Origin of the sequence: Actinomadura sp. KC216 (genome assembly GCF_004348535.1) — a bacterium.
Classification (GTDB): domain Bacteria; phylum Actinomycetota; class Actinomycetes; order Streptosporangiales; family Streptosporangiaceae; genus Spirillospora.
Genome location: NZ_SMJX01000286.1, coordinates 1 through 10,566, shown reverse-complemented (window position 1 = coordinate 10,566; position 10,566 = coordinate 1). Strand labels below are relative to the sequence as shown.

Annotated in this window: 11 protein-coding genes; 5 read left to right on the top strand and 6 right to left on the bottom strand. The window is 71.8% G+C overall.

Annotated elements, in window-relative coordinates:
* Together E1264_RS33640 and E1264_RS33635 are read left to right on the top strand one after the other, a co-directional pair.
* Positions 1-1,018, top strand: a 1,018-nt coding sequence (locus tag E1264_RS33640; RefSeq protein WP_132180024.1) for a sensor histidine kinase, incomplete at its 5' end; no start/stop codon positions are given.
* A 20-nt stretch (positions 1,019-1,038) separates the two neighbouring features.
* Positions 1,039-1,698 (top strand): response regulator transcription factor, encoded by a 660-nt coding sequence (locus E1264_RS33635; protein WP_132180028.1) that lies wholly within the window; start codon positions 1,039-1,041, stop codon positions 1,696-1,698.
* Here E1264_RS33635 and E1264_RS33630 read toward each other — a convergent pair whose 3' ends face one another.
* The gene (locus tag E1264_RS33630; RefSeq protein ID WP_243711323.1) at positions 1,699-2,547 is read right to left on the bottom strand and encodes a 3-keto-5-aminohexanoate cleavage protein; all 849 of its coding nucleotides are present in this window, start codon (positions 2,545-2,547) and stop codon (positions 1,699-1,701) included.
* Here E1264_RS33630 and dtd point away from each other — a divergent pair.
* The gene (gene dtd / locus E1264_RS33625; RefSeq protein ID WP_132180022.1) at positions 2,546-2,971 is read left to right on the top strand and encodes a D-aminoacyl-tRNA deacylase; all 426 of its coding nucleotides are present in this window, start codon (positions 2,546-2,548) and stop codon (positions 2,969-2,971) included. The genes E1264_RS33630 and dtd overlap by 2 nt on opposite strands.
* Before the next feature lie 59 nt (positions 2,972-3,030).
* On the opposite strand, the gene E1264_RS33620 is transcribed toward dtd, so the two are convergent.
* The 4 genes from E1264_RS33620 to E1264_RS33605 all read right to left on the bottom strand — a co-directional run bounded on the left by E1264_RS33620 (position 3,031) and on the right by E1264_RS33605 (position 5,843).
* A complete protein-coding gene (locus E1264_RS33620) occupies positions 3,031-3,438 on the bottom strand; it encodes a hypothetical protein (RefSeq protein ID WP_243711322.1) in 408 nt (135 codons plus the stop codon).
* 151 nt (positions 3,439-3,589) lie between these two features.
* Positions 3,590-4,582, bottom strand: coding sequence for a glycine cleavage T C-terminal barrel domain-containing protein (locus E1264_RS33615; RefSeq protein WP_132180018.1), 993 nt, complete (start codon positions 4,580-4,582; stop codon positions 3,590-3,592).
* A gap of 10 nt (positions 4,583-4,592) precedes the next feature.
* Positions 4,593-5,009 carry a transcriptional repressor gene (locus E1264_RS33610; RefSeq protein ID WP_132180017.1) on the bottom strand — a complete coding sequence of 139 codons (417 nt, stop codon included), beginning with the start codon at positions 5,007-5,009 and terminating at the stop codon, positions 4,593-4,595.
* 348 nt (positions 5,010-5,357) lie between these two features.
* Positions 5,358-5,843 (bottom strand): FABP family protein, encoded by a 486-nt coding sequence (locus E1264_RS33605; protein ID WP_132180015.1) that lies wholly within the window; start codon positions 5,841-5,843, stop codon positions 5,358-5,360.
* A 207-nt stretch (positions 5,844-6,050) separates the two neighbouring features.
* Between E1264_RS33605 and E1264_RS33600 the strand changes: the two genes are divergently transcribed.
* Both E1264_RS33600 and E1264_RS33595 read left to right on the top strand, forming a co-directional pair.
* Positions 6,051-6,413: a DsrE family protein gene (locus tag E1264_RS33600; RefSeq protein WP_132180013.1), complete on the top strand. Its 363-nt coding sequence runs from the start codon at positions 6,051-6,053 to the stop codon at positions 6,411-6,413.
* Between the two features lie 845 nt (positions 6,414-7,258).
* Positions 7,259-8,278, top strand: coding sequence for a TerC family protein (locus E1264_RS33595; RefSeq protein ID WP_132180011.1), 1,020 nt, complete (start codon positions 7,259-7,261; stop codon positions 8,276-8,278).
* 33 nt (positions 8,279-8,311) lie between these two features.
* Here the strand turns inward: E1264_RS33595 and E1264_RS33590 are convergent, their stop codons facing one another.
* Positions 8,312-10,483, bottom strand: coding sequence for an MMPL family transporter (locus E1264_RS33590; RefSeq protein ID WP_132180009.1), 2,172 nt, complete (start codon positions 10,481-10,483; stop codon positions 8,312-8,314).
* Between the last annotated feature and the right edge of the window lie 83 nt (positions 10,484-10,566).

The window sequence follows — 10,566 nt, the reverse complement described above, 5'->3', positions numbered from 1 at the left end:
GGGCTGGGCGGGCTGGCATCGGCGGCGGGCGGGCAGGCTGCTCGACGTTCCGGCCGACGGGCGGCCGTCGCGGCGGCGGATTCTCGCCTGGACGTTCGCGCACATAGGGGTCGGGCTCTCGTTCGGACTGGCCGCCCTGGTGTGCCTCGGCAACATCGTGGTCGCCGCGGTGGCGCTGCCATTCTGGTGGGCATTTTCCGCGGACGAGCGTCCGAGATTGTTCATTGACGTGCATGTGGGCAATTGGGCGACCGCGCTGGTTCTGGGCTCGGTGCAGATCGTCGCGCTGGGCGCGGCGGCCTGGTGGGGGCTCCCGGTGCTGGCGCGGCTCCACGCGCGGCTCAGCCTGGCGGTGCTCGCGCGGTCGGCCCGCGAGCGGCTCACCGAGCGGGTCGACGTGCTGACCAAGAGCCGCGTCGGCGTGGTCGACGCCCATGGCATGGAGCTCCGGCGGATCGAGCGCGACCTGCACGACGGGACGCAGGCGCGCCTGGTGTCCATCGCCATGCAGCTCGGCATCGCCCGGGAGTCAGTCGCCGACGACCCCGACATGGTGGCGACGCTGATCGACCAGGCGCACGACACGGCGGAGGAGGCCATGGCCGAGCTCCGCGCGGTGCTCCAGACGATCTACCCGCCGATCCTCGCCGACCGCGGGCTCGACGGGGCGCTGACGGCGCTGGCCGCGCGGTCGAGCGTGCCGGTCCGCATCGGGCTCGGCGACCTCGGGACGCTCCCGGCGGCCGTGGAGGCGGTGGCCTACTACGTGATCGCCGAGGCGCTGACGAACGTGTCCAAGCACGCCGCCGCCACCCGCGCGGACCTCCGGGTCGAGCGCGCCGGTGACGTGCTGTCCATCGAGGTCACCGACGACGGGCGGGGCGGCGCGGACGAGGCGGGCGGCTCCGGGATCACCGGGATGCGCCGCCGGGTCGCCGCGCTGGACGGCGCCGTCCGCCTCGACAGCCCGCCGGGCGGGCCCACCACGCTCGCCGTCCGGATACCGTGCGCACAATGATCGTCAAGGGGGGCGGGCCCGTGCGGGTCGTGATCGCCGAGGACAACGTCCTGCTGTCCAGCGGCCTGGAGCTGCTGCTGGCGTCCAAGGGCTTCGAGGTCGCGGCGGTCACCGCCGACGGGGAGGCGTTCCTCGACGCCGTCGCCGAGCACCGTCCCGACATCGCCATCGTCGACGTGCGGCTGCCGCCGTCGTTCCGCGACGAGGGCATCCACGCGGCGCTGCGGGCCCGTCGCGAGCACGGCGCGCTGCCGATCCTGGTGCTGTCGCAGTACGTCGAGCGCGAATACGCCGGTGAGCTGCTGTCGGACGGCCGCGGCGGCATCGGCTACCTGCTCAAGGACCGCATCGGCCGGGTCGCCGAGTTCGTGGACGCGCTGCGCCGCGTCGCGTCCGGCGGCACCGCCATGGACCCGGACGTGGTCGCCCAGCTCATCGCGCGCCGTACCGGCACCCCGCTGGACACCCTCACGCCCCGGGAGCGGGAGTCGCTCGCCCTCATGGCGCAGGGCCACGACAACGCCACCATCGCCGAGCGGATGCGGATCTCCGACAACGCCGTCCACAAGCACATCGGCAACATCTTCGCCAAGCTCGGCCTGGCACCGGACGACTCCGGTCACCGGCGCGTGCGGGCGGTGCTCGCCTACCTCGACGGCACGTCCGGAGAGAACCCCTGATCAGCGGGGTTTGGTGGCCAGGAGGGTGCGCGCTTCTGCGGCGGGCATGGGTGGGCGTTGGGCCAGGTAGGCGGCTTGGGCTGCGCGCTCCACCAGCTGGACGTTCGCCGTGACCGGCTCGCCCTTGGCGAACGTGACCGTGTCCTCCATGCCCACGCGGAGATGCCCGCCTGCCGAGAGTGCCGCCAGGAGGACGGGGAGGGACGTTCGGCCGATGCCGGTGGCCGACCAGGTTGCTCCGGGCGGGAGGGCCTCAACGGCAGCGACGAGTGTGCGGGTGTCGCCCGGCATTCCGCCTGGGACGCCCATCACCAGGTCACAGTGGACGTGTCCGCCGTACGGGGGCCCGTACTTGGAGAGGAGGCGGTGCAGGGCGGCTATGTGGCCCAGGTCGAACAGCTCGAATTCCGGGACGATCTCCAGGGCCTGGGTGCGCTGGTAGAGCTCCACCATGAACGGCCACGGGTTCATGAACACGTCGTCGCCGAAGTTGACCGTGCCGCAGGTGAGCGAGCACATGTCGGGCTCTGCGTCCAGGACGCGGAGGCGGTCCTCGTAGGGGTCGGTGACCGCGCCGCCCGTGGACAGCTGGACGATCAGTCCCGTGCTCTCGCGCAGCGCCTTCACCGTGTCCCGGAGGCGGGACAGGTCGAGGGTGGGCCGGGCGTCGTCGTCGCGGATGTGCACGTGGATCACGGCCGCGCCGGCCGCCTCGCACTCCTTGGCCGTCTGGACCAGTTCATCCAGGGTGACGGGCAGGGCCGGAACGTCCGCCTTCGCGGACTCGGCCCCCGTCGGCGCCACCGTGATGAGCGTCTTTGCTCCCATGGCGGCAGAATGCAGGGTCATGCGTGCTGTAGTCCAGCGGGTGAGTCAGGCCAGCGTGTCGGTGGACGGACGGGTCGTCGGCGCGATCGAGGGGCCCGGGCTGTTGGTTCTCGTGGGCGTGACGCACGATGACGACGTCGGGAAGGCCCGCAGGCTGGCGGCGAAACTGTGGGGGCTGCGGATTCTGCAGGACGAGAAGTCGTGCTCGGACGTGAACGCGCCGCTGCTCGTTGTGAGCCAGTTCACACTTTACGGGGACGCGCGGAAGGGGCGCCGCCCGACGTGGACGGCCGCCGCCCCCGGGCCGGTCGCCGAGCCGCTGGTGGACGCGGTCGTCCACGAGTTGAGGGCCCTGGGCGCCAAGGTCGAGACCGGCGAGTTCGGGGCGGACATGAAGGTCGCCCTCGTCAATGACGGGCCCATCACGCTGATCGTGGACGTCTGAGCGGGCCGGACGCGGGCCGGACGCGGGTCAGGCGCGGGCCAGGCGGCGCGGGGGCAGCCTCAGCGGAAGCCGTAGATCATGCTTACCAGGGTGACCAGCGTGCCTACGGCGGCCAGGAGGATGAGGGCTCGGTCGGCCTGGGTGAGGCGTCCGCGTACGTATGGGGAGTGGACGACGCCGCCGGTCTCGGGGTCCGGGTCTGGGTCGCCCTTCTGGAAAGGGTCGCGGAGACCCACCAGGCGCCAGACGGCGTCGTTCTTCAGCTGTTGGTGGTTCGGGGCGCAGGCGAACAGGCGTCCGCGGACGCGTTCCGCGCAGGGGTAGCCCTCCCGTTTCAACACCCGGCACAGGGTCGGGACCAAGGTGAACTGGTACAGGCACCACGTCAAGAGCCCGAACAGTGCGAGGCGCCATGACTGGAGCCACAGGGCGGCACCGGCGAACGCGGCGAACAGGGCCCACCACACCAGCGCGGACTCCCTGCGCGGGAGGCGCCGGGCACCTTTCCTGGCCGGTGGAGGCTCCGGAGACTCCTCATTCCCCAGGTTCGGGACCATACGGCAGGAATCCGCCTTCCCCGGGGCACGGCCGGTCAGAAATCGTCTAACTCGGCCGATTTTATCCGCGTTCGGCGGGCCGCCGCCGGAGGTCGATCTGCGCGTTCGCGCCCGTTTCCGGCGACACGATGACCTCCTGCGCCGCCGCGACACCGTCCGCCAGGAGTTCGGCGTCGACCGGGACGTTCCGCTTGACCAGCGCCAGCGCGATCGGGCCCAGCTCGTGGTGGCGGGCCGACGAGCCGACGAAACCGACCGTCCGGCCGCCGTCCGGGAGTTCCACGGGGGCGCCGTGGGCGGGGAGGCGGTCGACGCTCCCGTCCAGGTGCAGGAAGACCAGGCGGCGCGGCGGGCGCCCCAGGTTGTGGACGCGCGCGACCGTCTCCTGCCCCCGGTAGCAGCCCTTGTTCAGATGGACGGCCGTCTCGACGTAGCCCGCCTCGTGCGGGATCGTCCGGTGGTCGGTGTCGAGGCCGAGGCGGGGGCGGTGCTCGGCGATCCGGAGCGCCTCGTACGCCCAGAGCCCCGCCGGACGCAGCTCCGCAGGGAACGGCTCTGCTCGCGGGACGATCCGGGTGACGGTTCCGGCGACGTCCGGCCAGGCCGGTTCGCCCTGCCCGGCAGGCCCCGGGACGGTGATCACGGCGTATTCGCCGGAAACGTCGGCGACCTCGACGCGGAGCATGAACCGCATCCGGTCGAGGAACTCCACCAGCGAGGGCGCCGCGCCGGGCTCGACGTGCGCCCAGACGGCCTCACCGTCGTCGATCAGGTGGAGGTGGTGCTCGATGTGGCCGTTGGGGCCGAGCAGCAGCGCCTCGGTCGGGTCGAACGGCTTCAGCCCGTCCAGGTGCTGGCTCAGCAGGCTGTGCAGCCAGCTCAGCCGGTCGGGCCCGGAGACGCGGACGACCCCCCGGTTGCTCCGGTCGACGAACGCCGTCCCGTCCGCCAGGGCGCGTTGCTCCTGTGCGGGTTCGCCGTAGTGCGCGGCGACCTCCTGGTCGGGCGCATCGGCGGGGACGGCTCCGGGCGACTGCAGCAGCGGACTCTCCATGCCACCCAGGTTATGTCGCGCGGCACTCCTTGCACCGCCCGTAGACCGTGAGGTGGTGCACGTCCGTCTCGAAGCCGAAATCGCGGAGGAGGCCGTCGGCGAGCCCGGACGCGGCGCTCGGGTCGACGTCCTGGACGGTGTGGCAGCCCCGGCACACCAGATGGATGTGCTCGGCCTCGGCCGCCAGGTGGTAGTTCGGCGGGCCGTGCCCGAGATGCGCGTGCTTGACCAGCCCGAGCTCTTCGAGCAGCTCCAGCGTCCGGTACACGGTGGAGATGTTCACGCCGCGGGCGGTGCGCTGCACCTCGGTGCAGATCTCCTCGGGGGTCGCGTGCTCCAGGTTGGTGACTGCCTCAAGGACCAGCTGGCGCTGGGGGGTGACCCGGTACCCCTTCGCCCGCAGCTCCTCCTGCCACGACTCGACCATGCTCCGAGTCTAGATCCCGTCCGGCGCGTCCCGTCCCGGCGGCGGAAAGCCGGTCCTTCAGCCCTGGGAAAACCCGCTTGCCCGATCGCGGGGGGCTCACATAGCGTGCGGAGTACGCGCGAAAGGAGGTGGTCCTAAACAATGGTTGCTTGTAGGACTCGCGAGGTGACTGTCCGTTAGTCGCCGTTCCGCCTCGGCGCCGCCGCCCCCGGCGGTGGCAACCGGTCGCGACGGTGACCGGCGAATCCCAGGCAGTTACCCGGTCCCCGGACCGATGGACCCGTCCTGTCCATCGCCCCGCCCACGCGGGAAGGTCCGGGGATCGTTCATGTCCGGCCCCTGGACCGCTCAGCCGACCCTCTTGAGCTGTGCGGACAGGTGCGACTGGAGCTTCTGGCCCATCGCCGCCATGTCGTAGGCCCAGCCGAGGTCCTCGCCGATCATGCCGTACAGCCGGTGGCCGCCCGTCACCTCCTTGGCCGACTCGGTGCGCGCGACGACGTCCGTGCGCAGCTCCACCCGGCTGAACGCGACGGTGCCGACGTAGATCTCGACGATGCCGGTCGGGTGGGCCAGCGTCACCTCGACCTGGTTGTCGGGACGCGGCCGCCAGTAGCCCGTCTCGGTGGCCAGCGGGCGCCCGAGCGTGCCGTCCTCCTCGATCAGCCAGGTCCGGCTCGCGTAGGCCAGAAAGGGCTTCCCGATGTGGGTGAAGGACAGCTCCTGCCCGAAGTTGAACGACTCGATCGTGGGATAGCCGCCGACGCCGGCGCCCTCCCAGGTGCCGAGGAGGAACTTCAGCGGTTCGAGGTCCGGATGCAGCTCAGGATCCATGGGCACCGAGCGTAGCGGCGTCCGATCACCTGATGGCGTCCGACGATCACTTGAGGCGGCCCGCGCTCACTTGAGGCGGGCGAGGCGGATCACCAGCAGGACGGCGGAGACCACCACGAGCCCCAGGAAGACGACGAGGACCCCCGCGTTCAGCATCCCACCCATACCGCAGGATGCTACGCGTCCCCGCCGGGCTAGAGTTCAACCATGGCGAGACCGCTGGTGATCAAGTTGACGGCGGGCGCGGACGCCCCGGAACGCTGCAACCAGGCGTTCACCGTGGCCGCGGCGGCCGCCGCGAGCGGGGTGCCGATCTCGCTGTGGCTGACCGGCGAGTCCGCGTGGTTCGCGCTGCCGGGGCGGGCGGCGGAGTTCTCACTGCCGCACGCCACCCCCCTGGACGATCTGCTCACCGTGGTCCTCACCGCCGGGCGCGTCACCCTGTGCACGCAGTGCGCGGCCCGCCGCGACATCGGCCCGGACGACGTCCTGCCCGGCGTCCGCATCGCCGGTGCGCCGACGTTCGTCGAGGAGATCACCAGGGACGACGTCCAGGCGCTCGTGTACTGACCGGCCGCTCCGGCGGGTGGAGGCCGCCGCCAGCGCCAGGCCCGCCACGACCCCGCCGCTGAGGCCGAGCATGAGGTCGACGACGGTGTCGCTGTAGGCGGTGACCGCCTCGGGGGTGTCGAGGATGAAGAGCCGGTACTCGATGAACTCCCAGACGATGGCCGCGGCGGCACCGAGCCCGGCGCAGCCCATCGCCAGCGTCCAGCCGCCGAGGCCGCCCCACCGGCGCAGGGCCAGCCCGGCGGCGGCGCACAGCAGGGCCCAGTTCCCGAAGTGGCAGGCGTCGTCGAACCAGCTCACGGTGTCGTAGAGGTCGGCGGCGTTGCCCGCGACGTCGATGAGGAACGGCGCGGTCACGAGGAGGTCGATGTCCCACGGGTACGCCTTGGCGCCGCCGCGCTCGGCCTCGCGACCGCGACCGCGCCCGCGCCCACGCCCACGCCCACGCCCACGCCAGCGTCCGCGCCCAGGCCAGCGTCCGCGTAGCGCCCAGATCAGGGCGACGACCATGACGGCGGCGGGGTAGGCGACCGCGCGGGCGCCCATCGCCTTGTCCGCGAACCGGTCCCACTCAGGGAAGGCGACGGCGAGGGCGAGAAGGGCGGCCAGGGCCGCCTTGGCCAGCAGCGCGGCGGGAAGCCATCGCGACGTGTTCATACCCCCAACCTGCCCACTCGCAGGGTGCGGGCACATCGGCGCGGATACTCAGATCCGCATGAGTGCCAGGACGATCGGGGCGGGCGATTACTCCAAGGCGTGCGAAGGTATAAGCGGCGCAGAACGGTTATAGATCACGGGACGGAGAGACGGGGACGGCCGACGCCCCGACCGAGTGGAGCCGCCGGATGGTCGACATACCCGCATGGGCCTGGGGCGCGACGATCGCCCTGGTCATCGCGCTGTTCGTGTTCGATCTCCTCGTCGCCGTCCGGCGCCCGCACGCGGTCGGGCTCCGGGAGGCGACGTTCTGGTCGGTGTTCTACATCGCCGTCGCGATCATCTTCGGGCTCGCCGTGTGGGCCCTCGCCGGGACGACGGCGGGCACCGAGTACTTCTCCGGCTGGGTGGTGGAGAAGAGCCTGTCGGTCGACAACCTCTTCGTCTTCGTGATCATCATGGCGCGGTTCGCCGTGCCCGCGGAGTTCCAGCAGAAGACGCTGCTGTTCGGCATCGCGGCGGCGCTCATCCTGCGGGCGATCCTCATCGCGATCGGCGCCGCGGCGATCAACCTGTTCTCGTTCACGTTCCTGCTGTTCGGGCTGATCCTGATCTGGACGGCGGTCCAGCTCGTCCGGCACCGCAACGAGGAGCCCGACGTCGAGGACACCTTCTTCGTCCGCCGCGCCCGCAAGCTCTTCCCGGTGAGCACCGACTTCCACGGCGGCCGGATGATCGCGCACGAGGACGGCCGGCGCGTGGCGACGCCGCTGCTGCTGGTGTTCGTCGCGATCGGCAGCACGGACGTCCTGTTCGCGCTCGACTCCATCCCCGCCGTGTTCGGCGTGACGAAGGAGCCGTTCATCGTCTTCACCGCCAACGCGTTCGCCCTCCTCGGCCTGCGCGCCCTGTACTTCCTCATCGAGGGGCTGCTGGAACGGCTCGTCTACCTGACGATCGGGCTGTCGACGATCCTGGGGTTCATCGGCGTGAAGCTGATCCTGCACTTCCTGCACGAGGACGTCAGCAAATCCGTCCCGGAGATCCCGACGCCGCTGTCGCTGGGCGTGATCCTGGCGATCCTGCTGTTCACGACGGGCGCGAGCCTCGTCCGGGTGCATCACCACCCGGAGGAGAAGGCGCGTCCCGGGACGCTGCGCAAGCGGCGCGAGAAGAAGCGGAGCGAGGAGGAGCCCGCCACCCGGTGACGGCGACCGGGGTGGCGGGCTCGTGCGACCGGTTCAGGCCTTCTCGACCCCGACTTCGGGCAGCACGCGGGCCAGCGGGCGCGGGAACCACCAGGCGTGCCGCCCGAGCAGCCGCATCACCGCCGGGACGATCAGGCAGCGGATGATCACGGCGTCCACGAAGACGGCCACGGCCATGCCGAAGCCGGTCTGCTGGAGGAGCCGTTCGGGGCTGAGCATGAACGCGCCGAAGACGACGACCATGATCGCGCCGGCCGCGGTGATCACGGACCCGGTGTGGGCCAGCCCCTCGCGGACGGCGTGCGCCGCGTCCCCGGTCCGGAGCCATTCCTCGCGCATCCGGGACACCAGGAAGATCTCGTAGTCCATGGACAGCCCGAACACGATCGCGAACACCATCACCGGCAGGTACGCCTCGATCGGCGCGGCCTCGGCGCCGAACCGCCCGTCCTGGAACACCAGCGTCATCGCGCCGAGCGCCGCGCCGATGCTCAGCAGGTTCAGCAGCGCCGCCTTCAGCGGGATCAGCACGGAGCGGAACACCGCCATCAGCAGGACGACCGACAGCCCGACGACGATCGCCATGAACAGCGGCATGCGGTCCGCGACCTTCGCCGAGTAGTCCTCGGCCGCGGCGGTCGCCCCGCCCACGAGCACGTTCGCGCCGGTTCGCTCCGCCACTCCGGGCAGGACGTCGCCGCGGAGCGCCGAGACGAGCTCGGTGGTCTCCTCCGCCTGGGGGGAGGAGGTGGGGAAGACGAGCATGGTGGCGATCCGCCCGTCCGGCGCGGCGACCGGGGCGCCCGCCGCCTTGACGCCCTCGACGTTCTGGAGCGCCTGCGAGACCGCCGCGCCCGCCTGGGCCGGGCCTCCCTCGCCGCCCTGCACGACCAGGAGCAGCGGCCCGTTGAATCCGGGGCCGAACCCCTGCGACAGCAGGTCGTAGGCTTCGCGGCTGGTCGTGCCCTGCGGGTCGTTGCCGGCGTCCGCGAACCCGAACCGCATGCCCAGCGCCGGGACGGCCAGCGCCCCGAGCAGCACGCCGCCGACGAGCAGCGCCACCAGCGGGCGGCGCTGCACCAGCCCGCCGACGCGCCGCCACAGCGCGCCCTCGTCCGCCTTGCCCTTGGCGGCCCGCCGCGCGGCCCGCTCGGTGAACTGGCGCGCGAACCGCTTCCCGAACACGCCGAGCAGCGCGGGCAGGAGGGTGAGGGACGCGAGCATCGTCACCAGCACCGTCAGCGCGACCGACAGGGCCATGCCCTGCAGCGATCCAAGGCCGAGCGCGACCAGGCCGAGCAGCGCGAGGATCACCGTGCAGCCCGCGAAGAACACCGTCCGGCCCGCGACGTCCAGCGCGGCGACGGCCGCCTGCCCCGGCGGCGTGCCCTTGACCAGCTCGCCCCGGTACCGGGCGAAGACGAGCAGCGCGTAGTCGATCCCGACGCCGAGCCCGACGAGGATCATCACGTACGGCGTCCAGTCGGCGATGGTGAACAGGTGCGACGCCAGGATGATCGTGCCGAGCGTCGACCCGACGGCGAACACCGCGGTGATGATCGGGAGCCCGGCGGCGATGAACGTGCCGAACATCAGGACCAGGATGACCATCGCGGCGAGCAGCCCGATGCCCTCGGCCGTGCCGCCCTCCCCCTGGGCGAGCAGCCGCGCCGCCTCGCCGCCCAGCTCGACCTGGAGGCCGCCGCGTTCCGCCTTCGCCGCCGTCTCGTAGATCAGCTCGCTGTCGGGCTTGGTCATCTGCTTGGACGGGACGTCCAGCACCGCCGTGGCGTAGCCGATCTTGCCGCCGGGGGCGAGGGCGGACGGGTCCGCGTACGGGCTGCGCACCTGGGCGACCTTCGGAAGCGCGGAGACCTCGGCGAGCATGGCCTCGACCTGCCGCCTGGTGGCGGGGGCGTTCAGCCCGGCGTCGCCGCGCAGGACGATCTGCATCGTGTCGCCCGCACGGCCGAGACCGTGCGCGGTCAGCAGGTCGGCGGCCTCCTGGGACTCGGTGCCGGGGAGCGAGTAGTCGTTGCGGTAGTCGTCGCCGGCCACCGTCGCGGCGCCCCAGACCCCGGCGAGGACCGCGACCCAGAGCACCAGGACGAGCCAGCGCCGCCGATGAGCGAACCCCGCGACGCGGGCGAAGAAGCCCGTGGGCGGGCGCACCGCCCTGGCCGGTGATTCTTCCGTCAATGTCATGACCATTTCCTCACGGTTGATTACTTTCAGTAGCGGGACGTGGGCGTGCGTGATCAGCGGTGGGGCGGCGGGCGAGGTGGAGC

Bases quoted from the DNA above. Each gene is read 5' to 3' on its own strand.
- dtd (WP_132180022.1), top strand. From the start codon at position 2,546: ATGCGTGCTGTAGTCCAGCGGGTGAGTCAGGCCAGCGTGTCGGTGGAC.
- E1264_RS33630 (WP_243711323.1), bottom strand. From the start codon at position 2,547: ATGACCCTGCATTCTGCCGCCATGGGAGCAAAGACGCTCATCACGGTG.
- E1264_RS33615 (WP_132180018.1), bottom strand. From the start codon at position 4,582: ATGGAGAGTCCGCTGCTGCAGTCGCCCGGAGCCGTCCCCGCCGATGCG.
- E1264_RS33610 (WP_132180017.1), bottom strand. From the start codon at position 5,009: ATGGTCGAGTCGTGGCAGGAGGAGCTGCGGGCGAAGGGGTACCGGGTC.
- E1264_RS33605 (WP_132180015.1), bottom strand. From the start codon at position 5,843: ATGGATCCTGAGCTGCATCCGGACCTCGAACCGCTGAAGTTCCTCCTC.
- E1264_RS33600 (WP_132180013.1), top strand. From the start codon at position 6,051: ATGGCGAGACCGCTGGTGATCAAGTTGACGGCGGGCGCGGACGCCCCG.
- E1264_RS33595 (WP_132180011.1), top strand. From the start codon at position 7,259: ATGGTCGACATACCCGCATGGGCCTGGGGCGCGACGATCGCCCTGGTC.
- E1264_RS33590 (WP_132180009.1), bottom strand. From the start codon at position 10,483: ATGACATTGACGGAAGAATCACCGGCCAGGGCGGTGCGCCCGCCCACG.